This is a genomic window from Ochrobactrum sp. C6C9, from assembly GCF_022627935.1.
GTDB lineage: Bacteria > Pseudomonadota > Alphaproteobacteria > Rhizobiales > Rhizobiaceae > Brucella > Brucella teleogrylli.
Map to the genome: position 1 here is coordinate 24,476 of NZ_JABXGB010000009.1, position 24,343 is coordinate 48,818.

Here is a 24,343-nt window from a genome sequence, read left to right on the forward strand (position 1 = left end):
GATGACAGCTATTACCGACCGTTATTTCAACGATCTGATTGCCCGTCTGGCGAGCCTGCGTGACCGCCTGGCCGAACCGATGGAAAAGGCCGCTGACCTGATTGCCACCGCCGCGCGGGCGGACCGTCGGGTCTATGTGTTCGGCACCGGCCATTCCCACATGATGGCGGAAGAGCTGCATTATCGCGCCGGTGGTCTGGCGATCACCGTGCCGATCCTTTGCGGCGCGATCATGCTGCAGGATGGGGCCGTAGCCAGCTCGCATTTCGAGCGCATCGAAGGCGCGGTGCTGCCGATCCTCGACCGCTACGGCATTCAGGAAGGCGATGTGCTGATCGTCGTGTCCAATTCCGGCGTCAATGCCGCGCCGATCGAAGCTGCGCGCTATGCCCGCGAGAAGGGCGCTGCGGTGATCGCAGTCACTTCGGTGACTTATTCCAGCGCGATTGCCAAAGGACGCACGCAATTGCTTTCGCTGGCCGATGTCGTTCTCGACAATGATGCGCCTGCGGGCGATGCCGTGCTGGAAGTGGAGGGCAGCGCCCTGAAAGTCGGGCCGGTTTCAACGGCACTGGGCGTTACGATCCTGAATGCGATCTTTGCCGATGTTGCGTCCCGCCTCGTGGATGACGGCAGTGCGCCGATCTATCTCAGCGCCAATATGCCGGGGGCAAGCGACGTGAACCGGGAACTGGTCGCGCGGTACAGGGACCGCAATCCGCATCTTTGATCAAATAAGAGCAATCTTTCCTCCAAAGTTGCTTGATAGCGCAATCCGGTCAGTGCATTACGCATTCTGGCATGGCGGAGACCGCATCGTGAACTAGTTTCAAGGCGCGCGCTTTGGCCTGCGCCTTCGAAAACTGAGGAAGTCCGATGCATAATTTTGTCCTGACCGTCACCTGCAAGTCCACCCGCGGCATCGTTGCCGCAATTTCGGGTTACCTTGCGGCTAAGGGTTGCAACATCATTGATAGCGCCCAGTTCGACGATCTCGATACGGGTCGTTTCTTCATGCGCGTCAGCTTCATTTCGGAAGAAGGCGTGGCGCTCGAAACCCTTAGCGAAGGCTTCCAGCCGGTTGCGGCACCATTCGAAATGGATTTCGATTTCCACGACAACGCCAAGCGTACCAAGACGCTTCTGATGGTCTCGCGTTTCGGCCATTGCCTCAACGATCTGCTCTATCGCTGGAAGATTGGCGCACTGCCGATCGATATTGTTGGCGTGGTGTCGAACCATTTCGATTATCAGAAGGTGGTGGTGAACCACGATATTCCCTTCCATCATGTGGCCGTCACCAAGACCAACAAGCCGGAAGCCGAACAGCGCCTGATGGATATTGTCAACGATACCGGCACGGAACTGGTCGTGCTGGCGCGTTACATGCAGGTTCTGTCCGACCAGCTTTGCAAGCAGATGTCTGGCAAGATCATCAATATCCACCACTCGTTCCTGCCATCTTTCAAGGGGGCGAACCCCTACAAGCAGGCCTATGAGCGTGGCGTAAAGCTGATCGGCGCGACGGCGCATTACGTCACCGCCGATCTCGACGAAGGCCCGATCATCGAGCAGGACGTGGCGCGCATTACGCACGCGCAGAGCGCTGCCGATTACGTCTCCATCGGTCGCGATGTCGAGGCGCAGGTACTGGCCCGTGCAGTCCATGCGCATATCCACCACCGTTCGTTCCTCAACGGTAATCGCACGGTGGTCTTCCCGGCGAGCCCCGGGTCGTTCGCTTCAGAGCGCATGGGGTGATATTACCGCTCTGGCGGCCTGCAAATCGCGTCTTTTTGCGCTTCCGATACTCACGTGCTTCAGTACGTTGCGCGCCGGTTCTTAAAAGCCACGATTTTCGGCTCGCCATAACGACAATCTCGCTAGTCGCCAATACAAAGCCAATAAAGAACCTCGCTTTTGCGGGGTTTCTTTTTATCAATATTTGTGAGTGAGTTCTTGGAGTGGATTTTAAGAAAAATTAATATAAAATCTAAAATGTAAATAAATATTAGAGGGTTTTATGAAAAAGTATTCCTTATTTTTCTTTGCATTGTCGACTTTTATCGCGTCAGGATATGCTTATGCGGGAGAGCAGGCTTCAGTACAGATGGCATCATCATCGATAGGCAACACATTTGTATATCGCGATTCCCAAGCCATTCCTCAGACACTTCTTTTGGCTTCAGCTGAGGAGGACCCGTATGAGGGAACGTTCTTTGATAAGCAAGTTGACTGTGAGGCGAAGTGTGCCGGGCAATGCCTACAGACGAGCCACCGCTGGATGTGCTCCCATATTCCTAAGCGGTGATGTCGATCTCCTCTAAGCTCGGATTGAAACATGATAAAAAACCCCGCCGAAGCGGGGTTTTCTTTTGAGCTTATTTCAAGATCAGTCGATGTCGAAGGAAACGCCCTGTGCCAGCGGGAGTGCCTTCGAATAGTTGATGGTGTTGGTTGCGCGGCGCATATAGCCCTTCCACGCATCCGAACCGGACTCACGACCGCCGCCGGTTTCCTTTTCACCGCCGAATGCGCCGCCGATTTCGGCGCCCGAGGTGCCGATATTGACGTTGGCGATGCCGCAATCCGAACCTTCAGCCGAAAGGAAACGTTCCGCTTCCTGCAGGTTTAGCGTGAAGATCGAGGACGACAGGCCGGCGCCAACTTCGTTATGGCTCGCCAGAACGTCGTCGAAGTCGGAATATTTCATCACATAAAGGATCGGAGCGAAGGTTTCTTCGAGAACCGGGCCTTCCTGTTTCGGCATTTCGACGATGGCCGGACGCACATAGTAAGCGTTTTCATGGCCGGTATCGACGCGCTCGCCGCCCTGAACCTTACCGCCGTGAGCGGAAGCTTCCTTGAGGGCCTTCTGCATGTTGTCGAAGGCAACCTTGTCGATCAGCGGACCGACCAGAGCGGTGGTTTCAAGCGGCGAACCGACGGAAACGCTGGCATAGGCTTTCTGCAGACGTGGGACGAGGGCGTCATAAACGCTTTCATGAACGAACAGGCGACGCAGCGTGGTGCAGCGCTGCCCAGCGGTGCCCATGGCGCCGAAAGCAATTGCGCGCAGCGCCATGTCGAGATCGGCCGACGGGCAGACGATACCGGCATTGTTGCCGCCGAGTTCGAGGATCGCGCGAGCGAAACGCTTGGCAAGACGCGGACCGACTTCGCGGCCCATGCGGGTCGAGCCAGTGGCCGAGAGAACCGGAACCTTCGGGCTGTCCACGAGGACTTCGCCGATTTCGCGGTCGCCGAGCAGGACCTGCGAGAGGCCTTCCGGCGCATCGCCGAAACGCTTCAGGGCGCGCTGGAAGATCGCGTCGCAGGCGAGAGCGGTGAGGAGGGTCTTTTCAGACGGCTTCCAGACAACCGAGTTGCCGCAAACGATGGCGAGAGCCGCGTTCCACGACCAGACGGCCACAGGGAAGTTGAAGGCGGAGATGACGCCGACAACACCGAGCGGATGCCAGGTTTCCATCATGCGATGGCCAGCGCGTTCGGTTGCGATGGTAAGGCCGTAAAGCTGGCGCGACAGACCGACGGCGAAATCGCAGATGTCGATCATTTCCTGCACTTCGCCGAGGCCTTCCGAAGTGATCTTGCCAGCTTCGATCGAAACGAGACGGCCCAGATCTTCCTTGGAAGCGCGCAGTTCTTCGCCGAGCAGGCGGATCAGTTCGCCGCGCTTCGGCGCCGGAACGTTGCGCCAGACGCGAAAGGCTTCATCGCCCTTGTCGATGATCTTGGCGGCGTCGTCCTTGCTGTGGGTCTTGACCGATGCGATTTGCTCGCCCGTGACCGGGCTGAAACCGGCAAGGTTGCCTGCGGTGTAAACGGCAGCGTCAACACCGAGCTTGGCGAGAAGCTCTGCGGCTTCCTTCTTCACGTCGACTTTTCTGACAGCGGTGTTCATAGCTTTCCTCTCTATGTCTTAACTTTATTCTGCCGCTTCAAGGCCGCCGAGGCGGGCCTGTACGGCTTCGATGGATTCGCGTTCGATGCGGGCATAATGCTCGAATTCGTTGAGAACCTTGGCGCCAAGGTCTTCTTCAAAACGCTTCTGGTTCGGGCTTTCCACGAATTCCTGCGTGTCGTCATCGCCCAGATTGGACTGGAATATACCGGCTGCACTGACCGGCAGGAAGTCTTCATAGGTCAGCGGGTCGAACTGCACCGCGCCAGCGGCGACGAGAAGCTCGATATCGGTGTTCGGCTTGAAACTTGCAAGCTTCGCGGCATCTTTGACCGAATAGGCGAAGTAGCCGAGACCCGCTTCGCGAATACCAGCCCAGGTGTCCGGAAAAGCCGCAAAGGTGTCGCTCAGCGCTTTGACGTAAGCGCTTGCATTGGAGCCATCCGGGGCCGGACGGGCAATGGCGCGTGTGTCGTTGAGAAGCTTGTCATAAAGGCCGCGACCTTTGGGCGTCAGCGCAATGCCGCGCTGTTCGATTTCACCGAAACGGGCAGTGTGCGAACCGGCGGTCCACTGACCGTCGCTGCCGATGAAGGAGACTTCTTCTTCCAGAGCCTTGAACGAGGTCTGGCGCAGAAGGATCGGGCAGTTGCGAGTCGGCGGACCTTCGACGACAGCCTTCGGATTGATGCCGCGTTCCGGCATCTGGTCCTGCACGGCGTCGATGTCGAGCGTGCGCGGCGTCAGATGGTTGATGTGCGGACCCTTGAACGACACAACGTCGGCAATCAGGCGATGCGCATCATGCAGGCGATGGTAAAGCTCGGCGGAAACATTGGCGTGGTCGTGCCAGCGGAAGGTTTCCAGCACTTCAGCCACGAAAGCCTTGGCGTCGGCATCGTCGAGGCCGCCATTGGCTTCAGCCTTCTCGACCAGAGCAACGGCGCCTGCGGTGAAGATGTTGCGCTTGGCAAGAACGTCTTCAGACTCTGCGCGCAGCTGCTCGTCGGCAATAAGGTCGAGACGCAGAAGCGACGTGAAGACGCGGAACGGATTGTGTTTCAGCGCGGCGTCGTCGATCGGACGGAAAGCGGTGGAATGCACGGGAACGCCAGCCGCACTCAGATCGTAATAGCCGACAGGGAACATGCCCATCACCGCGAAGACGCGGCGCATCATGGAAAGTTCGGCGGCGGTGCCGAGACGGATGGCGCCATGGCGCTCTTCGGAAATACGCTCCAGCGAGTCAGTTTCCGTCAGGCGTTCATGCAGATGCCTGTCGTCGGCCAGAACCCTGGCGTTCACATCCGCGACGAGTTCCATCAGCGTGCCGTAGGCAGGCACTTCTTCCCTGTACATGCCGGACATCGCAGCTGAAAAAGCGGAACGAATGGCGTCTGGCGATACGAATTTCTGCGCGTTCATGGCGTATGCTTCCGTGGAACCTAAACTGTCTTTGTAGGGGTCATATTCAGCAATGCGAAAACATGACGGGATTATGATGAAAATGTATCATATCAGCCGTTTTCCGGTTATGATCGCGCTGAAAGCAACTATGTTAATGCGAGATTGGAATGAAGCTAAGCAGGAGACTGATTCCGGACATCGCCACTTTGCAAGCCTTTGAATGTGCTGCGCGCCATGGCAGTTTCACCCAGGCAGCCAATGAACTCAATCTCACCCAGAGCGCCGTCAGCCGCCAGATCAAGGATCTGGAAAGCCAGCTCGGCGTGCTTTTGTTCGAGCGTATCCGCCAGCGCATTCTCCTGTCCGATGCCGGGCGCAAGTTTCTGCCGGAAGTGCGGCGTCTTCTCAACCAGACCGAAGATACGATGTTGCGCGCGATGGCTTCAGCGCAGTCCACGTCTTCGTTCAGCGTCGCGACCTTGCCGACATTCGGCTCGCGCTGGCTGATGCCGCGTATTCCGGATTTTGTCGAGAAGCACCCGGGGATTGCTATCAATGTCGCGTCACGTTCCGGCGTGTTCGATTTCGAGGAAGAGCCGCACGATCTTGCCATCCATTACGGCCAACCAGTCTGGGCGCATGCGACCTGCAGCTTTTTGTGCAGCGAGGTGATTGTGCCGGTTGCAAGCCCGCGCCTGCTGGAAACCCGCCATCCTTCCGCGCCGGAAGAACTTGAAAGCGAACCGCTTCTGCATCTGGCGACGCGACCGAAAATGTGGGCGCAATGGTTTGAAAGCTGCGGTGTCGAGGGGCAGTCGGCCTATCGGGGGCATCGTTTCGACCAGTTCTCGATGGTGATTGGCGCGGCTTTGGCCGGTCTCGGCTTTGCGCTTCTGCCGCTTTACCTGATCGAGCAGGAATTGCGCGATGGCGAGCTGGTGCTGCTTTTCGAGAAGCCCATGCGGACCGAGAATGACTATTATCTCGTCGTGCCGGAAGGAAAACTGGAAAATCCGCTGACGCAGATATTCTGCCAGTGGATTGCCGGCCAAGTCGGCAATACGGACTATTCGGCACTGGTTCATTCCAAACCGGAATGAATTGTTGCGCAATTAGCGCTGTCCAACCGGCTTTCGCGGCGTGAAATAGATGCAGTCCGGCACGCGATGTGCCTTCCACGATACGAAATGGTTGTTGCTCTCAATGTTGAACGATCCGCGCTCTCATGGTCTTTGGGAAAAGACCGCTCCGGCTGCTCCGAAGACGACCTCGCTGCAAGGCGATCTGACGGCGGATGTGGTGATTGTGGGCGGCGGTTTCTCCGGTCTTTCCACGGCCTTGCATCTGGCGGAAAAGGGCGTCAAGGCGATCGTCCTTGAAGGCATCGAGATCGGCTATGGCGGTTCAGGCCGCAATGTCGGTCTGGTCAATGCGGGCATGTGGGTGATGCCCGATGATCTGCCGGGCGTTCTCGGCGAAAAATACGGTGCGCGCCTGCTCGATGTTCTAGGCAATGGCCCGAAGCTGGTTTTCGAAATAATCGAGAAAAACAAGATTGCCTGCGAAGTCGAAAAGCAGGGCACGCTTCATTGCGCTGTGGGCGCGAAGGGTCTCAAGGAACTGGAAGACCGCTGTGAGCAATGGGCGCGCCGTGGCGCCAATGTGAAGTTGCTGGACGCGAAGGAAACGGAAGCCAAGGTCGGCACCAGGGCCTATGCGGGTTCGCTGCTTGATCTGCGCGCCGGAACAATCCAGCCGCTGGCCTATGTGCGCGGTCTGGCCCATGCGGCCGTTGCTGCAGGCGCACAGATTTTCACGGGCAGCCCGGTGGTCGGCGCAAGCGAGCAGAACGGCAAGTGGACGGTCAAGACCGCCAAGGGTTCGGTCACGGCGGATTGGGTGGTCGTCGCCACCAATGCCTATACCAACGCGCCATGGGCCGAAGTCCGAGCCGAACTGGTGCATCTGCCCTATTTCAATTTCGCGACCACGCCGCTCTCGGACAATCTGAAGAGGACCATTCTGCCGGAACGTCAGGGCGCATGGGATACGAAAGAAGTTCTGTCGTCCTTCCGTTTCGATCAACAGGGGCGTCTGGTTTTTGGCAGCGTCGGCGCGCTGCGCAATACGGGCGCTGCCGTGCACAAGGCATGGGCGAAGAAGTCGCTCAAGCGCCTGTTCCCGCAGATCGGCAATGTCGAGTTCGAGGCGGAATGGTATGGCAAGATCGGCATGACCAATGACAGCCTGCCAAAGTTCCATCGTCTGGCGCGCAATGTGGTGGGTTTCTCCGGCTATAATGGTCGCGGCATCGTGCCGGGCACCGTGTTCGGCAAGATACTGTCGCAGCTCGTTTCGGGCGAAATCACCGAAGACGATCTGCCGCTGCCGGTCAGCGATCCGAAGGCGCAGAATTTCCGGGGTGTTCGCGAAGCCTATTACGAGGCGGGCGCACAGATCGCGCATGTCGCAGAAATGGTCATCTGATTTTTTTGCCCCTCTGCGGCTTGTCATAAAACCGCAGCGCAAATCCTCTATTGCGGTGCGCATCGCCTTCATGTCGAAGGGATGCGGATCGCTGATAGGCAAAAATATTCAATGCCTTATAAGCCTTCCGATGGACGTGAATCCGCCGGAAGGCTTTTTGTTTTCCGCAGACCAGATCGCAGGATGTTTGACAGGTGCACCATGAATGGAAATGATCGTGCCTATCGCCATAACAGTATCTGCGCGCTATCAGTTCGCACGCGGCAGGGCTGCGCTGGCATTGCCGGCCATGCTGGCGAGCATTACACCGAAATCCGAGGAGCAAATCCCATGAACAAGATGCTGAAGCGGGCCGTTGCCGTACCTGCGCTTCTTGCTCTATCCATCGCTGTGGCACAGGCCGACACGCTGACGCTTTATACCTCGCAGCCCGAAGCGGATGCGACCAAGACCGTCGAGGCTTTCCGCAAGGCCAATCCGGAAACGGAAGTGCAGATTTTCCGCTCCGGCACCAGTGAACTCCTCACCAAGCTTGCCGCCGAATTCGCCGCCGGTGCGCCGCAGCCCGATGTGCTTTTGATCGCCGATGCCGTGACCATGGAAGGACTGAAGAAGGACAAGCGCCTGCTCGCCTATCCGGAAGCCAAGGTCGATGGTTTTGCCGTCGACTCCTATGACGCCGACAAGACCTATTTCGGTTCCAAGCTGATTACCACCGGCATTGCCTATAACACCGGCGCTACGCAGAAGCCGGAACATTGGGCCGATATCGCCAAGGCCGAGTATAAGGGGCAGGTGGTGATGCCGAGCCCGCTTTATTCGGGGGCTGCGGCCTATCTCCTCAGCGGCTTTGCGCTCAACAAGGATCTGGGCTGGGATTATTTCAAGGGCCTCAAGGCCAATGAACTGGCAAGCGTGAAGGGCAACGGCGCGGTACTGAAGTCGGTTGCCAGCGGTGAAAAGCCTTATGGCATCCTCGTCGATTTCATGGCGCTCAACGCCAAGGCCAAGGGCTCGCCGGTCGAGTTCGTGTTCCCGTCGGAAGGCGTGCCAGCCGTGACCGAGCCGGTCGCCATTATGGCCACCGCCAAGAATGTCGATGGTGCCAAGAAGTTCGTTGAGTTCATCCTCTCCGACGACGGTCAGAAGCTGGCGCTGGAACAGGGCTATCTGCCTGCCAAGGAAGGCGTTGGCCGTCCTGCCTGGCTGCCGGAAGGCACCAAGATCAACATCATGTCCATCGACACCCAGAAGGTTCTCGATCAGACTGATGCCGACAAGAAGCAGTTCTCCGAGCTGTTTGGCGGATAAGGCATTTCGATGCGTATCAAAAAAGACCTTCAGGGCCGCGATGCGGCCCTGATTGTTGGCGTAACGCTGATCGTGGCGGTTCTGTCGCTTCTGCCGATGGGCCGACTGCTGGTGGAACTTGTTGTGCCGCAGGGGCAGTTTTCGACTTCCGTTCTGGTGGAGACACTGGGCCGCCAGTCGACATGGGTTGCAACCTGGCATTCCCTGCAAATCGGCATTGGCGGCACGGTGCTGGCGCTTGCCTTTGGCATTACCGCGGCCTTGCTGGTGGGCCTCACCAATATGCGCGGGCGCAATGTCTTCGTGCTTTTCTATGTGACGCCGCTTCTGATCGCGCCGCAGGTGACGGCGCTGGCCTGGCTCCAGCTTTTCGGCCCGTCGAGCCAGTTTCTCAAACTTCTCGGCATGGCGCCGCCGCTTGGCAGCCGCAATCCGCTCTATTCCGTCTGGGGCATTATCTTTCTGCTCGGCGTGCAATATGGGCCGCTGGTTTTCCTCATCGTGCGGGCGGGTCTGCGCAAGCTACCGCGTGAACTGGTCGAGGCGGGCTTGAGTGCCGGTGCCGGCAAATGGACCGTGCTGCGCACCATCATATTGCCGCTGATGACGCCGTCGATCATCGGCGCTGCCGCTCTGGCCTTTGTATCCTGTGTCGGCAATTTCGGCATTCCGGCCTTTCTTGGCATTCCGTCGAATTATCTCGTCCTGCCGACGCTTATTTATCAACGCCTTGCCGGTGGCGGGCCATCGGTTCTGTCGAGCGTTGCTGTGCTGTCGGTGCTGATTGGGCTGATCGCCATGGCGGGCATCGCGGCGCAGGACTATGCGTCACGCAGGCGCGATTTCCGCATCGTCTCCACATCGCTGCCCGCAGCGCCCTTTGCGCTCGGACGCTGGCGACTTCTGGCGGAAGTGGCGGCATGGCTGATGATCGTCATCGTGCTGCTGCTGCCGCTGATCGGACTGACGCTTTCGGCGCTGGTCCCGGCCTATGGCGTACCGTTGACTTTTGCCACCGCGACATTTGAAAATTTCCGCTTTGTGCTCATGGAACATGGTGGTGCGGCACGGGCCTTCGGCAACAGCATTCTGCTGTCGCTGATCGCAGCACTCTTTGCGGTTCTGATCGCCGTACCGCTCGCTTATATGCTGGCATGGCGCAAACGGCGCTGGACGCCGGTGCTCAATTTCGCAGCCGAGCTTCCCTATGCGCTTCCGGGCGTCGTGCTGGCGATTGCCTGCCTGTTGATGTTCCTGAAGCCGCTGCCCGTGATCGGCGTCAGCATCTACAACACGCTCTGGATCATCCTTTTTGCCTATCTGGCGCGGTTCTTCGTGCTGGCACTGCGGCCGACGGTTGCCGGTCTGCACCAGATCGACCGTGCGATGGAGGAAGCGGCACGGGTTGCGGGCGCAGGGCTTTTCTATCGGCTGCGCACGATTATATTTCCTCTTGTCGCACCGGCGACGCTTGCAGGCGGCGTGCTCATCTTCATGACCGCGTTTTGCGAGCTGACGGTTTCGGCACTTCTCTGGGCGTCGGGGTCGGAAACGCTGGGTGTGGTGATGTTTTCTTTCGAACAGGCGGGTGATTCCGCCTATGCGGCTGCCATATCCATTCTGGCCGTTGCGGTGACATTCATGCTGATGCTTGCAACAAATCTGTTTGCGCGGCGTCTTCCAAACGGAGTCCTGCCATGGCGCGACTGAAGATCGACCAGGTATCCAAGACGTTCAACGGGTTTCAGGCCCTGTCCGGCGTGACGCTGGATGTGAATGACGGCGAGTTCGTTGCCATTCTCGGGCCTTCCGGCTGCGGCAAGACCACATTGCTGCGCATGATTGCGGGCTTCGAAGAAGTGGACGGCGGCGAAATCCATATTGGTGACAGCTGCGTTTCCCATGCGAGCGGCAATGTGCCTCCGGAAAAGCGGCAGGTCGGCATCGTCTTCCAGAATTATGCGCTCTGGCCGCATATGAACGTGGCGGAAAATGTCGGTTACAGTCTGCGCGTGGCCAAGGTCGCCAAGGCCGAGCGTGAACGCCGGGTGAGGCAAGCACTGGCGCTGGTCGATCTCGACGGGTTCGGTGATCGCCGCCCCGCCAATCTTTCCGGCGGGCAACGCCAGCGCGTGGCGCTCGCCCGCTGTCTGGTGGCAGCACCGTCGCTGGTACTGTTCGATGAGCCGCTGGCCAATCTCGACGTGCATCTGCGCGCTTCGATGGAAGACGAGTTTGCCGCTTTCCATAAGCGCACCGGCACGACGATCATCTACATCACCCACGATCAGGCGGAAGCCATGGCGCTGGCCGACCGCATCGCGGTGCTCGATCACGGCAAGCTGCAGCAGTTCGATACGCCGCGAAAGCTCTATGAAGAACCCGCCAGTGAAATGGTGGCCTCCTTCATTGCGCATGGCATGGTTCTGCCTGCCGAAGTGCTATCTTTTGCGCAAACGGGCCATTGCGAAGCGCTGGTGCTTGGCAGCCGCGCGAAGGTGCGGTGTTCAGGCATCGAAATGCCGCGCGCCAATGCGCAGCTTTGCGTGCGTGCGGCCGATCTGAAGCTTACCGAGACCGGCGGCATTCCGGTCCGCGTGAAGCGTTCTGTCTATCGCGGCGGCGGCTCGCGCCTTGAGGCCGAAGTCATCGCCAAGCCAGAGATTTCCTTGCATTTCGAAGTGCGTGATCCCGTCCGGCTGGAAGAGGGCGACGAGGTGCGCATCGCCATTTGCGGCGGCTGGATCATCCCCACCGAGGACATGCCGGTGAGAAAAGCCTCAACCGGCTTTCCGATCGGCAACAAGATCTAACTTAACTCCAACAGACTGATCGTGAGCTTGGCTCAGCCCTAGCCACAGCCCAGCCCCTCATCCTGAGGGGCTCCTTGAGTTTTGCGAAAGGAGCCGTCTCGAAGGAGAGGGGCGGTTTCTGTGTTTTCCCTCGCCCTTCGACCCTTCGACAAGCCCAGGGTGAGGGCGAGGGGGAAGCTGAGGGGTGAGGGCGGGCGGAGGCTCAGCGCGAGAGCGAGCCAACGCCCGGTAGACTGCCTTATTTCTTCTTCATCGCTTCCAGTAGCGCTGCGCCAAAACCGCCGGTCGAAGGCTGTTCCTGTTTGCGTTGCGGCGTGAAGTTCTTGGCAGGCCTTGGATCGCGTTGCGCGTTGTTGCGCGGGGCAGGCGCTTCGCCGCCATCCTTGCGCATGGAAAGGCCGATGCGCTTGCGCGGCACATCCACTTCCACCACGCGCACCTTCACCACATCGCCCGCTTTCACCACTTCATGCGGGTCCTTGATGAAACGGTCGGCCAGTTGCGAGACATGGACGAGGCCGTCCTGATGCACGCCGATATCCACGAAGGCACCGAAGGCGGCCACGTTTGTCACGGTGCCTTCCAGCATCATACCGGGCTTCAGGTCCTTGATATCGTCGATACCGTCGGCAAAGGTCGCGGTCTTGAACTCCGGTCGCGGATCGCGGCCCGGCTTGTCCAGCTCGGCAATGATATCGCGCACGGTCGGCAGGCCGAAACGTTCATCCACGAAAACACGAGGATCGAGGCTTTTCAGCGCCACGCTGTCGCCCATCAGCGAGCGCACATCGCGACCGCAGGCGGCAACGATCTTCTTCGCCACCCCATAGGCTTCCGGGTGAACCGATGATGCGTCGAGCGGTTCGGTGCCGTTCGGAATGCGCAGGAAGCCCGCGCATTGCTCGAAAGTACGGTTGCCAAGGCGGGCGACTTTGAGCAGTTCCTTGCGGTTCTTGAACGCGCCTGCGGCATCGCGATGCGCCACAATGGCCTCCGCAATCGATGCGCCAAGTCCCGAAACGCGGGCAAGCAACGAGGCGGAAGCCGTATTGAGATCAACACCAACTGCATTCACCGCGTCTTCCACCACGGCGTCGAGCGCACGGGCGAGGCGTATCTGATCGACGTCATGCTGGTACTGGCCGACGCCGATGGATTTCGGTTCGATCTTGACGAGTTCCGCCAGCGGGTCTTGCAAGCGGCGCGCGATGGAAACCGCACCGCGCAGGGACACGTCCAACTGCGGGAATTCGGAGGCGGCAGCTTCAGACGCCGAATAGACCGATGCTCCCGCTTCCGACACGATGACTTTCAGCGGTTTTGGAGCTGGCATGTCCGACAGCATGTCCACCACGAGACGTTCCGTCTCGCGGCTGCCGGTGCCATTGCCAATCGCGATCAGTTCGATCTTGTGTTTGCGGACAAGGCTTGCCAGTTCCGCCTGTGTGCCGCGCACATCATTCTTCGGCGGGAAGGGGTAGACCGTGGTGGTGTCGAGCAGCTTGCCCGTGCCATCGACCACTGCCACCTTGACGCCGGTGCGGATGCCCGGATCGAGACCCATGGTGGCGCGGGAGCCTGCGGGCGCGGCCAGCAACAGGTCTTTCAGATTGCGGGCGAAAACATTGATCGCTTCTTCTTCGGCGCGCTCGCGCAGGTCGCGCATCAGATCGAGAGACAGCGAGAGAGAAAGCTTCACGCGCCATGCCCAGCCTGCCACTTCCATCAGCCAGCGGTCGCCCGGAAGCGTGCCGCCAATCGCATAGGCGGCGGCGATCTTGCGCTCGACCGGTTTCACGGCTGAGGTGTCGTCGGCATCGATTTCAATGTCGAGCGACAGGAAATCCTCGTTGCGTCCGCGCAGCATGGCGAGCGCACGGTGACCCGCAACGGTGGCCCAGCGTTCGAAATGATCGAAATAATCGGAGAACTTCGCACCCGCCTCCCGCTTGCCGTCCACGACACGCGAGCGCAAAACAGCGCGATCTTTCAGATAGTTGCGCAAATTGCCGATCAGCTCGGCATTTTCCGCAAAACCTTCGGCGATGATATCGCGTGCGCCATCGAGCGCGGCTTTCACATCAGCAACTTCGCCGCTGACATAGGACGCGGCAATGTCGGCGGGCACAAGGCTGCGGTCTGCGAGGATCGCTTCGGCCAGAGGGCCAAGCCCGCGCTCACGGGCGATTTCCGCACGGGTGCGGCGCTTCGGCTTATAGGGCAGATAAAGATCTTCCAACTCAGCCTTGGTCTGGACATTGGCAATCTTCAATTCCAGTTCGGGCGTCAGCTTTTCCTGACCGCGGATCGATTCCAGAATGGAGGCGCGGCGCGCTTCCAGTTCACGCAGATAAGCGAGGCGTTCAGAAAGCTGACGCAGTTGCGTGTCGTCCAGCCCGCCGGTGACTTCCTTGCGGTAGCGCGCCACGAAGGGCACGGTCGCGCCTTCGTCCAGAAGGCCGATGGCGGCCATTGCCTGTTCCGGCTTTGCGTTGATTTCCGCCGCGATAATCGCGGCAATGCGCCTGCTGTCGTCCGCCATATGTATTCCAATCCCAAATATTTGCAGCGAACATAGTCGGATGTCTGTTCGGCGCAATCAAGGCGATATCGATGTTCCACAGGAAAGGCGGCAGTTTGGCCGTTCACGCGCATGTGAACGCTGCGCCTCTTTTTAAATCGAAACTAAGCGATATCTATATCGTGAAATGACGATATGCATCGGATCAGCGAGGTGAGTGCAATGTCGAAAGTTCAATCGATAAAGCAGCAGACAGCCTTGCCAGTGCCCCTGGATGAGATGCTGAAAGCGCTTAGTCATCCGGTGCGTCTCGACATTTTGAGCTGGCTCAAAGAGCCGGAGAAACACTTCTCCGCTCAGCACATGCCATTGGAGATGGGCGTGTGCGCGGGCCAGTTCGAGCGGTGCGGTCTTTCCCAATCCACCGTTTCAGCCCATTTGTCCGTGCTGACAAAAGCGGGGCTGATCACGCCCCACCGCGTCGGCCAATGGACGTTTTATAAGCGCGACGAAGAGGCGATAGCCGCCTTCATCGCAACCCTATCCGATCTTTGACCAACTTTTCCAACTTGCCCACCTTTTCCAACTTGAAGGAAATGCCCATGGCCACCTTGTTCGATCCTGTCACCGTTGGTGATCTGAAGCTTGCCAATCGCGTTGTGATGGCGCCGCTGACGCGCAATCGCTCGCCGCGCGCCGTGCCGAACGATCTCAATGTTACCTATTACGAGCAGCGCGCCAGCGCTGGCCTCATCATCACCGAGGCAACGCCGATCAGCCATCAGGGACAGGGCTATGCCGATGTTCCGGGCCTTTATTCGGCCGAGCAACTGGCCGGCTGGAAGCGGGTAACCGATGCCGTTCACACCGCCGGCGGCAAAATCGTCGTGCAGATGTGGCATGTGGGCCGTATTTCCCACAACACCTTGCAGCCGAATGGCGGCAAGCCGGTTGCGCCGTCCGCGATCACCGCCAAGTCGAAGACCTATCTGGTCCATCCCGATGGCACGGGCGAATTCGCACCGACCTCCGAGCCGCGCGCGCTGGAAAAAAGCGAGATCGCAGACATCGTTGCCACCTATGCCAAGGCAGCGAAGGACGCGATTGACGTTGCCGGTTTCGACGGTGTCGAAATTCATGCGGCCAATGGCTACTTGATCGACCAGTTCCTGCGTTCTGGCAGCAATCACCGCACCGACGAATATGGCGGCTCGATTGAAAACCGCGCGCGCTTCCTGTTCGAAGTGGTCGATGCAATCACCAAGACGGTGGATGCAGGCAAGGTCGGTATCCGCCTTTCGCCGGTTACGCCCGCCAATGACGCATCGGATTCCGATCCGCAGCCGTTGTTTGACTATGTGGTCGACAAGCTTGCGCCTTACGGTCTTGCCTATGTTCATGTCATCGAAGGCGCAACCGGTGGTCCGCGTGACTTCCAGCAGGGCCCGCAGCCGTTCGATTATGCGCGTCTGAAGCAGGTCTATCGTGACGCTGGCGGCGATGCCGCCTGGATGGTCAATAATGGCTATGACCGTGAACTGGCGGAGGAAGAAATCACCAGCGGTCGCGCCGATTTGGTTGCTTTCGGCAAGCCGTTCATTTCCAATCCGGATCTCGTGCGGCGTCTGAAGGAAAATGCGCCGCTCAACGAGCTGGATCAGCAGCATATGTATGGTGGTGGCGCAAAGGGCTATACGGATTATCCGGCTCTCGCCTAATCCTCAGAATGAAAAAGCCCGGTCGCGAGACCGGGCTTTTTCTTTGCACATGCGTGAATAGTTAGAGCCGCGCCCGGGTGGAACGCGGTGTGGCAAGCAATAAGTTTGTTTCGCTGGCCTTGATGCCGGGCACGAGGCGGATACGGCGCAGCACCGCATCGAAATCGGCGAGGGTCGCGGCGCCCAGTTCGACCACCAGATCAAAACGACCATTGGTCGTGTGGACGGCGGAAATCTCCGAGAAACCACCAAGGGCCTTGACCACACGGTCGGCGACATGACCTTCGATTTCGATCATCATGATGCCGCGCACCGGCAGGTCCACGGCGTCCGAGCGCAGAATGACCGTATAGCCCAGAATATCGCCGGAGCGTTCCAGCCGTTCCATGCGCGCGCGGATCGTTGCGCGGGAAACGCCAAGATCGATCGCAATGTCGGAAATGCTGCGGCGGCCATTATGGCGCAAAAGCGTAATGAGCTTTTCATCCAGATCGTCCATAGTTTCTCCAATTTGAAAAGCCAATCCGACATTCTGATAAACCAAACCGATAAAATTGCCAATCCGGTTGGTTCACATCGCCAAATAAAAATGATGAATCTTATGACAATAATCAGAAGGAACCTTGTTTTATGCATTGCAAGATTTTGGGACTACCCGTTCAGGAAGGCACTGGCCGCGCAGGCTGCAATATGGGTCCCGATTCCTACCGTGCCGCAGGCATTGCCGATGCCATACGCGAGCTTGGTCACGGTTTTACGGATCTCGGCAATCTGGTTCCAAGCCCGGCTCAGATCAAGCAAGCGTCGCGCGAACATCCAAACCATGCGATCAAGGCGCTGCCAAGCGCTGTTGCCTGGATTGAAGCAATCAGCGAAGCCGCTTTCCGCGAGAGCGAAGAGGGCTTCCCGATTTTCCTTGGCGGCGATCATCTTCTGGCTGCCGGAACGGTTCCGGGCATTGCGCGCCGCGCCGTCGCAAAGGGCCGCAAGCAGTTCGTGCTCTGGCTCGATGCGCATACGGATTTCCACACGCTGGAAACGACAACCAGCGGCAATCTGCATGGAACGCCGGTTGCCTATTACACCGGCCAGAAAGGCTTTGACGGCTTTTTCCCGAAGCTTGAAGCCGCCATCGATCCGCACAATGTCTGCATGATGGGTATTCGAAGCGTCGATCCGGCGGAACGTCTGGCTATCCAGAAGACCAAGGTTTCGGTTTTCGACATGCGCATGATTGACGAGCATGGCGTTGCCGCGCTGCTGCGCCGTTTCCTCGACCGTGTGAAAGCGGAAGACGGCCTGCTGCATGTCAGCCTTGACGTTGACTTCCTTGATCCGTCGGTGGCGCCAGCTGTCGGCACCACGGTGCCGGGCGGCGCGACTTTCCGCGAGGCCCATCTCATCATGGAAATGCTGCATGACAGCGGTCTCGTCACGAGCCTCGATCTGGTTGAATTGAACCCGTTCCTGGATGAGCGCGGCCGCACGGCTACCGTCATGGTGGACCTGATGGCCAGCCTTTTGGGCCGCAGCGTCATGGATCGTCCGACGATCAGCTATTAAGGCGCGTCTTGCCGAATGACGCTCCGATCATTGTATCAATGCGCAATACGCTCCGAAGGCCGTGTCAGCCTTTCGGAGCGTGTTTAAGGAGAATATGAATGACCCAGCCGAAACTCAACATCGTCCCCTTCGTCAGTGTCGACAACATGATGAAGCTGGTGCTTTCCATCGGCGTCGAGACCTTCCTGAAGGAACTGGCCGCATATGTGGAAGAGGATTTCCGCCGCTGGGAAAATTTCGACAAGACGCCGCGTGTCGCGTCCCACTCCCGCGAAGGCGTGATCGAGTTGATGCCGACGAGCGACGGCACGCTTTATGGCTTCAAATATGTCAACGGCCATCCGAAGAACACACGTGAAGGTCTTCAGACTGTCACGGCTTTCGGCGTTCTGGCCGATGTGGGCAGCGGTTATCCGATGCTCCTGACCGAGATGACGATCCTGACGGCGCTGCGCACGGCTGCCACGTCAGCGGTTGCCGCCAAATATCTGGCGCCCAAGAATGCCCGCACGATGGCGATCATCGGCAATGGCGCACAGAGCGAATTTCAGGCCATAGCATTCAAGGCGCTGCTCGGCGTGGACAAGCTTCGCCTTTACGACCTCGACCCGGAAGCGACCGCAAAATGCATGCGCAATCTTGCCCATGCAGGTTTCGACATTGTCGCCTGCAAGTCGGTGGAAGAAGTGGTCGAGGGCGCCGATATCATCACGACGGTCACGGCGGACAAGGCCAATGCCACCATCCTGACCGACAATACGGTTGGCGCTGGCGTGCATATCAATGCGGTGGGCGGCGATTGCCCGGGCAAGACCGAATTGCACGGCGATATTCTCCGCCGCTCCGACATTTTCGTCGAATATCCGCCGCAGACCCGCATCGAAGGTGAAATCCAGCAGCTCCCGGCAGACTATCCGGTCAACGAGTTGTGGGAAGTCATCACCGGCAAGGCGCGGGGCCGCAAGGATGCGCGCCAGATCACGCTGTTTGATTCCGTCGGCTTTGCCACGGAAGATTTTTCGGCTTTGCGTTATGTGCGCGACAAGCTGAAGGATACGGGCCTGTATGAGCAGCTCGACCTTCTTGCCGACCCGGATGAGCCGCGCGATCTGTTCGGCATGCTGCTGCGTCACGAAAAGCAGCTGGAAGCCGAAAAGTCGAAGCCTGCCGCCTGATCAGGCTGATCAATCAGAGCGGACGGCGCGCATGACGCGGGGCGGCGATACGCCCCGCTTGCGTTGCAATGGCCATTTCAAAACTGTCGGCAATGCGCCGCGCTCGATCGATGAAAATGATCGCCGCTTCCGCAGGATAAATCTCGCGTGCGGTTTGCTCGAACAAGGCAAGCCAGCGGTCGAAATGCTCGCCCTTCAGGTTGAGCTTCAGATGCGGCGCCATGGGTCGCCCGTCATAACCGCCGGTTCTCAAGATGACCGACGACCAGAATTGCGCAATCTGCGCGATATGGTGATCCCAGCCATGCACGGCTTCCGCAAAAATCGGCCCGAGCAGCTCGTCCGCCCGCGCGCGTCCATAAAATGTCGCCACCAGTTCCTGAATGGATGCGGGGTCAATCGAGGGATGCGGCTGGTTGATGAGCAGGGTCATGGCGAGGCTTTCCGGGTTGTTCCAGCCGGATATAGGCGCTCGTCACCTGCTAATCCAGCGCAGCTTTGCCGCATACCGGCGCTATTCCTCGAAGCGGCCATCATTTTCGCGGTCGCGCTCATAATGCTTTTTCAGCGGAAATGGCGGCAACCAGCTTTCGCGGCGGATTGTCCACAATTCGTAGGTCGGCACCAGCTGGTCGGGAGCATCGAGCGAACCCAGATGCACCTCGATTTCGTCATCGGAACGGGAAAAGACCGAGGAACCGCAGCGCGGACAAAAATGACGCCCGGCATAATCGCGTGTTTCGCCATCGATCGTGACCGCATTCTGCGGGAACATTGCTGATGCCAGAAAAAGCGCCCCATGATGTTTGCGGCAGTCGAGACAGTGGCAAAGGCCGACCCGATAGGGACGCCCCGTGGCGACAAGCCGGACATCGCCACACAGACAGCCACCAGTAAATTGATCCATGGTTTTCCTCCTCAATTCAACCGGATCATGCTTTTCAGAAGAAATATATGAAGCGGTCAACCAGTAATTCAACCGGCACGGCGCGCGTCTAAATAGGCTTTTTGTGACTCGCTCCGCATGGGCCCGCGATCATCTTTCAGAGCGGCGAATGCCGCAAGGCGGCGGGTGTCTTGATATTGATATGTAACGGTTTTTTTGGCTTTTCCAGAGTGAAATGTCAGCTATGGTGAATCTGGAGGGCATTGGGATTTATCGAAAGAAATCAACGGCTTATTTGCTGTTAAATCATTTCCTCTAATTTTTGTTTATCTTTTATGATGTTTTGAAATTCTCTACTGGGAATTTAAGTATTGCCCATCAAAATAAATTCGTTTTTTAATGTCGCGGGGGCTTTATGCAATGAACTGAGGGGTTTCGATGCATTTAGGTATTCGCAGGGTTTCGGCCACCCTGCTGCTTTCCACGACGGCACTGTTCACGGTGGGTGCCGTGCTTTTGCCATCTGGAAATGCGCAGGCCGCATGTTCGTTTTCACCAACGGCCGGTGATGACGTTTTCATCTGCGACAGCGGTACATCCGCATCCGGTCTGACCGATACGAGCGGCAACAACACGCTCCTTCTGCCCACAGGCGGCAGCGGTACGGTCAATGGCAATGTGACCTTCGGTGCCGGAACGGACCGCGTCGAGTTACATTCGGGATCGATTGCGGGAAGCATCGATCAGGGCGATGGCGCGGATGCATTCATTATTTCTGGCGGCTCGGTTGTCGGTAATGTGCAACAGGGCGGGGGCATCGACGATTTTCAGATGACGGGCGGCCAGATTATCTCGCTCAATCAGGGCGACGGGCTCGACACGTTTTTCATGTCCGATGGCCGCATTATCGATGCTTTCGACGATGGCGATTATGCTGTGATGACTGGCGGGCGCATCGGTCGCGTCAACATGAAGCTGGACAACAATTATTTCAACATGTCCGGCGGCACCATCGATCGCAATCTGGTGACCGGTTTCGGCAATGATACGATCATCATCTCCAGCGGCATGATTGGCGGTAGTATCAGTGTCAGCGGTGGCACCGACAGCGTGACCATTACCGGTGGTACGGTTGCCGGTGACATCATGCTGAGCTTCGGCACCGACACGTTCAGCTGGAACGGCGGCGGCATTCTGTATGGAAATGTCGATCTCGGCGCGGATGACGACGTAGCCACGCTGACCAAATCTGACCGACGCCAATATGGGGACGACCAAGTTCATCACCGGTGGCGAAGGCACCGATAGTCTGAGCTTCAGCAATGTCAAAACCGGCGCGGTTTATCGCTTCGGCGGATGGGAAACCATCAATCTCACCAACGATACGCGTCTGGTTTTCAATGCTCCGCTGACGCTTGGCGATGCGGGAACCGGAAAGGGCACGCTCAACATCGATGCGACCAGCACCATTTATGGTGGTTCGGCCCAGTCGGTTATCAAGCCCTATGCCGCAACGCAACTGACCAATGTGTTTAATGCAGGCCGCATCGACCTGACCAATGGCGGCTCCAGCACGACCGATAGCCTGACCATTCGCGGCAACTATACCGGGCAAAATGGCCTGCTGTTCCTCGACACGGTGCTTGCGGGTGATGCGTCGCCTTCGGACAAGCTGGTGATCGATGGCGGTTCGGCTTCCGGCAATACCGGCATTGTCGTGGAAAATATCGGTGGCGCAGGTGCTTCGACAGTGTCGAATGGCATCATGGTCGTTGAGACGCTGAATGGCGCAACCACCACTGCGGGCGCCTTCACCTTGAATGGCCGTGTCGCGGCTGGCGCCTATGAATATTATCTGTTCAAGGGTGGTGTTTCTGCCGGAACGACAGAAAACTGGTATCTGCGCTCAACGCTGGTGAACGGTAGCCAACCGGCTGCCGTGGGGTCGGACGCGCCGGAACCAGAGGCTCCGGAAACGGTGGCCGCTCCGCCGCCATTGGATCAGCCGGCTGCGGTGCTGCCAGTCGATCCGAACGATCCCGACCCGCAGGACAATTCTGCGCCGGTCGCCGGAAACTCCGCCGCGCCCACTGCGCCTCCGGCTCCCCAGGCCGCAGATGTTGCCGACCCGCCAGACAATTCCGTTGATGGTTTGATGCAGCCTCCACTGCCCGGCAACGGCGTCGCGCCGCCGTCAGCAGGGGCGACGCGCGTGGAAGGCGATGTCGTCAATCTCTATCGTGAAGAAGTGCCGGTCTATTCGGCTCTGCCGCCCGTCGCGCATCATCTGGCGCTGTCTACGCTCGGCACATTCCATGAGCGCCGGGGCCAGCAGGACCTGCTCGAGAGCGGTGGCTATCTGCCGTCGAGCTGGGTGCGGGTGTTCGGTCAGGACATCCACATGAAGTGGAGGGGCACCGTTGCGCCGGGGGTCGATGGCAGTCTTCTCGGTATTCAGGCCGGGCAGGACCTGTTCGGACGTGAATCCGACGGCGGCCATTTCGACCGTTTCGGCGTCTTCTTCGGTTATGCGCGCGCCTCGGGCGATATTACCGGGCAGGCGCTCGGCTGGAACGATCTTGCCGTCGGCGACCTTGACGTTACCGGCACCAGTTTCGGCGGCTATTGGACCCATATCGGCCCGCAAGGCTGGTATCTCGATGCGGTGGTGATGGGAACATGGTTCGATGGCAGCGCCAGCTCCAATGCGCAGCAGGGCATAGACCTTGACGGCCACGGGGTGACGGCCTCGCTGGAAGGCGGCTATCCGGTGGCACTCGGCGGCAACTGGACGCTGGAACCGCAGGCGCAACTGATCTGGCAGCATCTCTCGCTGGACGATCAGGCTGACCGTTATTCCACGGTGACGTTCGATTCCGACAATGCGTGGACGGGCCGTATCGGCATGCGGTTGCAGGGCGCGGAAGAAACCTCGTTAGGCAAGCTGCGCCCCTATCTGAAGGCCAATCTCTGGCAGAATTTCTCATCGGACGAGACCGTATCCTTCGGCACCGATCCGATTGTTACCGATCTGAAAGGAACGTCGCTGGAAGTCGGCGGCGGGATAACGGTCGATATCACGGAAAAGGCCAGCCTTTTTGCAACTGCCGACTACACAACCAATCTCGGAGGAGAGCGAACGCGGATCTGGGAAGGCAATATCGGACTGAATGTAAAATGGTGATTCCAGAGCACATTCCGAAAAGTGTGAAACGGTTTTCGGAGCAGATGTGCGTCTAATGTGGCGGCTGACGGCGTCGCCATTGCATTTTGAAGGAGAGGGAAAACGTCAATGGGCAGACGGGCTTATGACAAACTTGCGAAGATTTGTGCATCTCTGAAGACCTCTGAACAGGAACTGGCTTACGCGCTCGGCATATCGCGCATCGCGCTAAAGGCAATCAATCGTCCAGATACCCCCCTTTATCTGCGTCTGGCGCTTGCTGCACTCCTGTCGGAAATCGACCCGGATAAGGTGCTGAATGCGACGCATTCGCCTCCTGCAATGGAAGTGCCAGTGCATCTTCTGTAACCCCGATAGAAAGTCTCAAGTCATCCCCCAGGGCTGAGGATAGTATCGTGACTAAGTTTTACGTCCTGCTTTTTCTGATAGGTCTTGTGAGTTACCCGCAACTGGCCGCTGCGGCCTGTTCGGGTGCTGCCAGCGCTGCCGATCTGGCAGCGCAAAGGCAACTATCCGCCCTGCGCGCCATGGAGCGCGGGCGTGGCTGCAAGGGTGATGGCGGCGGGGGCTTGTTCAATGCCTGCCGCGATCTGTCGGTGCGCATTGCGGAAGTGCAGCGGCAGATTTCCGCCGGGCTGGCCGCAAGGTCATGTTCCGAACCATCGGCCACGACACAACGCAGCGCGCGACTGGATCGGCCAAAGGTGACACCGGCGGCTGTCACGTCGAATGCGACCGAGAAACCCAAATCCTGGGCCGGCAAAGGCGCACTGACCTATTGCGTGCGCCTTTCGGACGGTTATCTGTTCCCGGCGCCGCACTCTCAATTCGACAAAACGGAAAGCACAACGGAAACGCTGGCTCAATGCCGCTTCATCTGCCAGAACGAGAGCGTCGATCTCTATGTTCTCAATGATGTGAATGGCGAAACGGCGGATATGATTTCCGCGACCAGCGGCAAGTCCTATGCGGAACTGCCGACGGCCTATAATTATCACGAGAGCAGCGATTTCAAAAAATGCGACTGGGCGGGTTATGTCGCCAAGGTCAGCGAACTGCGCGCCAGCAGTCGGTCGGCGAGAGCCATGCGCAATGTCGTGATGCCGATGCCGGACAGCCGGCCGAGCCGCAATGCCGATATGGTCGATACGGTTGCGACGGCAACCTTTGCGCCGCTGACGGACCGAAAGGTGCGGGTGGTCGGCCCGGCCTTCATCTTCGATCAGGGCATAGCACCGGAAACTGTCCAGCAGTAGCTGCGAGCAGGACCGGCGCTGGTCCAGTCCAGAAAATCGCCCCGTGGATAACGACAAGATATGGCGCGGGGGCGCTTTTCTCCATTGGTTGTTTTTC

At 58.5% G+C, this 24,343-nt stretch carries 20 protein-coding genes and 1 pseudogene; 15 read left to right on the forward strand and 6 right to left on the reverse strand.

From position 1 onward, the window contains the following. The first annotated feature begins 1 nt into the window (after nucleotide 1). Together HWD97_RS09070 and purU are read left to right on the forward strand one after the other, a co-directional pair. Entirely contained in the window at nucleotides 2-730 is a 729-nt protein-coding gene (locus HWD97_RS09070) for an SIS domain-containing protein (protein ID WP_109369566.1), read from the forward strand. Between the two features lie 146 nt (nucleotides 731-876). Continuing rightward, nucleotides 877-1,761: a formyltetrahydrofolate deformylase gene (gene purU, locus HWD97_RS09075; RefSeq protein WP_109369565.1), complete on the forward strand. Its 885-nt coding sequence runs from the start codon at nucleotides 877-879 to the stop codon at nucleotides 1,759-1,761. A 631-nt stretch (nucleotides 1,762-2,392) separates the two neighbouring features. Here the strand turns inward: purU and HWD97_RS09080 are convergent. After that, nucleotides 2,393-3,925: an aldehyde dehydrogenase family protein gene (locus HWD97_RS09080; protein ID WP_109369564.1), complete on the reverse strand. Its 1,533-nt coding sequence runs from the start codon at nucleotides 3,923-3,925 to the stop codon at nucleotides 2,393-2,395. Between the two features lie 24 nt (nucleotides 3,926-3,949). After that, a complete protein-coding gene (locus HWD97_RS09085; RefSeq protein WP_109369563.1) occupies nucleotides 3,950-5,350 on the reverse strand; it encodes a VOC family protein in 1,401 nt (466 codons plus the stop codon). Between the two features lie 149 nt (nucleotides 5,351-5,499). Between HWD97_RS09085 and HWD97_RS09090 the strand changes: the two genes are divergently transcribed. From HWD97_RS09090 to HWD97_RS09115, 6 genes are all read left to right on the forward strand, one after another. Next, a complete protein-coding gene (locus tag HWD97_RS09090) occupies nucleotides 5,500-6,432 on the forward strand; it encodes a LysR family transcriptional regulator (protein WP_121536588.1) in 933 nt (310 codons plus the stop codon). A gap of 103 nt (nucleotides 6,433-6,535) precedes the next feature. After that, complete coding sequence (locus tag HWD97_RS09095) at nucleotides 6,536-7,819, forward strand: FAD-binding oxidoreductase (RefSeq protein ID WP_109369561.1); 1,284 nt, start codon at nucleotides 6,536-6,538, stop codon at nucleotides 7,817-7,819. A 205-nt stretch (nucleotides 7,820-8,024) separates the two neighbouring features. Beyond that, a complete protein-coding gene (locus tag HWD97_RS09100) occupies nucleotides 8,025-8,153 on the forward strand; it encodes a hypothetical protein (protein WP_268967176.1) in 129 nt (42 codons plus the stop codon). Further along, nucleotides 8,150-9,130, forward strand: a complete 981-nt coding sequence (locus HWD97_RS09105) for an ABC transporter substrate-binding protein (RefSeq protein ID WP_371834958.1) — start codon at nucleotides 8,150-8,152, stop codon at nucleotides 9,128-9,130. The genes HWD97_RS09100 and HWD97_RS09105 overlap by 4 nt, the downstream gene beginning before the upstream one ends. A gap of 9 nt (nucleotides 9,131-9,139) precedes the next feature. Then, nucleotides 9,140-10,840 carry an iron ABC transporter permease gene (locus HWD97_RS09110; RefSeq protein ID WP_124915836.1) on the forward strand — a complete coding sequence of 567 codons (1,701 nt, stop codon included), beginning with the start codon at nucleotides 9,140-9,142 and terminating at the stop codon, nucleotides 10,838-10,840. Continuing rightward, a complete protein-coding gene (locus HWD97_RS09115) occupies nucleotides 10,828-11,943 on the forward strand; it encodes an ABC transporter ATP-binding protein (protein ID WP_371834959.1) in 1,116 nt (371 codons plus the stop codon). The genes HWD97_RS09110 and HWD97_RS09115 overlap by 13 nt, the downstream gene beginning before the upstream one ends. Nucleotides 11,944-12,181: 238 nt before the next feature. On the opposite strand, the gene HWD97_RS09120 is transcribed toward HWD97_RS09115, so the two are convergent. After that, nucleotides 12,182-14,485 carry a Tex family protein gene (locus HWD97_RS09120; RefSeq protein ID WP_124915835.1) on the reverse strand — a complete coding sequence of 768 codons (2,304 nt, stop codon included), beginning with the start codon at nucleotides 14,483-14,485 and terminating at the stop codon, nucleotides 12,182-12,184. Between the two features lie 201 nt (nucleotides 14,486-14,686). On the opposite strand from HWD97_RS09120, the gene HWD97_RS09125 reads away from it, so the two are divergent. Both HWD97_RS09125 and HWD97_RS09130 read left to right on the forward strand, forming a co-directional pair. Further along, nucleotides 14,687-15,019 (forward strand): helix-turn-helix transcriptional regulator, encoded by a 333-nt coding sequence (locus HWD97_RS09125; protein WP_109370283.1) that lies wholly within the window; start codon nucleotides 14,687-14,689, stop codon nucleotides 15,017-15,019. Nucleotides 15,020-15,066: 47 nt separating this feature from the next. Further along, on the forward strand, nucleotides 15,067-16,182 hold the full coding sequence (locus tag HWD97_RS09130) for an alkene reductase (protein ID WP_109369555.1): 1,116 nt from the start codon (nucleotides 15,067-15,069) through the stop codon (nucleotides 16,180-16,182). Between the two features lie 61 nt (nucleotides 16,183-16,243). Here HWD97_RS09130 and HWD97_RS09135 read toward each other — a convergent pair whose 3' ends face one another. Next, a complete protein-coding gene (locus HWD97_RS09135) occupies nucleotides 16,244-16,681 on the reverse strand; it encodes an Lrp/AsnC family transcriptional regulator (RefSeq protein WP_109369554.1) in 438 nt (145 codons plus the stop codon). Nucleotides 16,682-16,812: 131 nt separating this feature from the next. Between HWD97_RS09135 and rocF the strand changes: the two genes are divergently transcribed. Further along, the gene (gene rocF / locus HWD97_RS09140) at nucleotides 16,813-17,745 is read left to right on the forward strand and encodes an arginase (RefSeq protein ID WP_109369553.1); all 933 of its coding nucleotides are present in this window, start codon (nucleotides 16,813-16,815) and stop codon (nucleotides 17,743-17,745) included. Between the two features lie 98 nt (nucleotides 17,746-17,843). Next, nucleotides 17,844-18,920 (forward strand): ornithine cyclodeaminase, encoded by a 1,077-nt coding sequence (locus HWD97_RS09145; protein ID WP_109369552.1) that lies wholly within the window; start codon nucleotides 17,844-17,846, stop codon nucleotides 18,918-18,920. A gap of 13 nt (nucleotides 18,921-18,933) precedes the next feature. On the opposite strand, the gene HWD97_RS09150 is transcribed toward HWD97_RS09145, so the two are convergent. Beyond that, nucleotides 18,934-19,353, reverse strand: a complete 420-nt coding sequence (locus HWD97_RS09150; protein WP_109369551.1) for a group III truncated hemoglobin — start codon at nucleotides 19,351-19,353, stop codon at nucleotides 18,934-18,936. A gap of 81 nt (nucleotides 19,354-19,434) precedes the next feature. Further along, nucleotides 19,435-19,827: a GFA family protein gene (locus HWD97_RS09155; RefSeq protein ID WP_109369550.1), complete on the reverse strand. Its 393-nt coding sequence runs from the start codon at nucleotides 19,825-19,827 to the stop codon at nucleotides 19,435-19,437. A gap of 417 nt (nucleotides 19,828-20,244) precedes the next feature. Here HWD97_RS09155 and HWD97_RS09160 point away from each other — a divergent pair. The 3 genes and pseudogenes from HWD97_RS09160 to HWD97_RS09170 all read left to right on the forward strand — a co-directional run bounded on the left by HWD97_RS09160 (nucleotide 20,245) and on the right by HWD97_RS09170 (nucleotide 24,246). Beyond that, nucleotides 20,245-22,990, forward strand: a pseudogene (locus HWD97_RS09160) (autotransporter outer membrane beta-barrel domain-containing protein). 108 nt (nucleotides 22,991-23,098) lie between these two features. Then, nucleotides 23,099-23,338 (forward strand): hypothetical protein, encoded by a 240-nt coding sequence (locus tag HWD97_RS09165; RefSeq protein ID WP_109369549.1) that lies wholly within the window; start codon nucleotides 23,099-23,101, stop codon nucleotides 23,336-23,338. Between the two features lie 47 nt (nucleotides 23,339-23,385). After that, nucleotides 23,386-24,246, forward strand: coding sequence for a DUF2865 domain-containing protein (locus HWD97_RS09170; protein ID WP_235858888.1), 861 nt, complete (start codon nucleotides 23,386-23,388; stop codon nucleotides 24,244-24,246). Nucleotides 24,247-24,343: the final 97 nt, after the last annotated feature.

Excerpts from the sequence above, each read along its gene's own strand:
- HWD97_RS09095 (WP_109369561.1), top strand. The coding sequence starts at position 6,536 with ATGTTGAACGATCCGCGCTCTCATGGTCTTTGGGAAAAGACCGCTCCG.
- HWD97_RS09130 (WP_109369555.1), top strand. The coding sequence starts at position 15,067 with ATGGCCACCTTGTTCGATCCTGTCACCGTTGGTGATCTGAAGCTTGCC.
- HWD97_RS09100 (WP_268967176.1), top strand. The coding sequence starts at position 8,025 with ATGGAAATGATCGTGCCTATCGCCATAACAGTATCTGCGCGCTATCAG.
- HWD97_RS09125 (WP_109370283.1), top strand. The coding sequence starts at position 14,687 with ATGTCGAAAGTTCAATCGATAAAGCAGCAGACAGCCTTGCCAGTGCCC.
- HWD97_RS09110 (WP_124915836.1), top strand. The coding sequence starts at position 9,140 with ATGCGTATCAAAAAAGACCTTCAGGGCCGCGATGCGGCCCTGATTGTT.
- HWD97_RS09090 (WP_121536588.1), top strand. The coding sequence starts at position 5,500 with ATGAAGCTAAGCAGGAGACTGATTCCGGACATCGCCACTTTGCAAGCC.
- purU (WP_109369565.1), top strand. The coding sequence starts at position 877 with ATGCATAATTTTGTCCTGACCGTCACCTGCAAGTCCACCCGCGGCATC.
- HWD97_RS09105 (WP_371834958.1), top strand. The coding sequence starts at position 8,150 with ATGAACAAGATGCTGAAGCGGGCCGTTGCCGTACCTGCGCTTCTTGCT.
- HWD97_RS09135 (WP_109369554.1), bottom strand. The coding sequence starts at position 16,681 with ATGGACGATCTGGATGAAAAGCTCATTACGCTTTTGCGCCATAATGGC.
- HWD97_RS09165 (WP_109369549.1), top strand. The coding sequence starts at position 23,099 with ATGGGCAGACGGGCTTATGACAAACTTGCGAAGATTTGTGCATCTCTG.
- rocF (WP_109369553.1), top strand. The coding sequence starts at position 16,813 with ATGCATTGCAAGATTTTGGGACTACCCGTTCAGGAAGGCACTGGCCGC.
- HWD97_RS09115 (WP_371834959.1), top strand. The coding sequence starts at position 10,828 with ATGGCGCGACTGAAGATCGACCAGGTATCCAAGACGTTCAACGGGTTT.
- HWD97_RS09155 (WP_109369550.1), bottom strand. The coding sequence starts at position 19,827 with ATGGATCAATTTACTGGTGGCTGTCTGTGTGGCGATGTCCGGCTTGTC.
- HWD97_RS09145 (WP_109369552.1), top strand. The coding sequence starts at position 17,844 with ATGACCCAGCCGAAACTCAACATCGTCCCCTTCGTCAGTGTCGACAAC.
- HWD97_RS09085 (WP_109369563.1), bottom strand. The coding sequence starts at position 5,350 with ATGAACGCGCAGAAATTCGTATCGCCAGACGCCATTCGTTCCGCTTTT.
- HWD97_RS09150 (WP_109369551.1), bottom strand. The coding sequence starts at position 19,353 with ATGACCCTGCTCATCAACCAGCCGCATCCCTCGATTGACCCCGCATCC.
- HWD97_RS09120 (WP_124915835.1), bottom strand. The coding sequence starts at position 14,485 with ATGGCGGACGACAGCAGGCGCATTGCCGCGATTATCGCGGCGGAAATC.
- HWD97_RS09070 (WP_109369566.1), top strand. The coding sequence starts at position 2 with ATGACAGCTATTACCGACCGTTATTTCAACGATCTGATTGCCCGTCTG.
- HWD97_RS09080 (WP_109369564.1), bottom strand. The coding sequence starts at position 3,925 with ATGAACACCGCTGTCAGAAAAGTCGACGTGAAGAAGGAAGCCGCAGAG.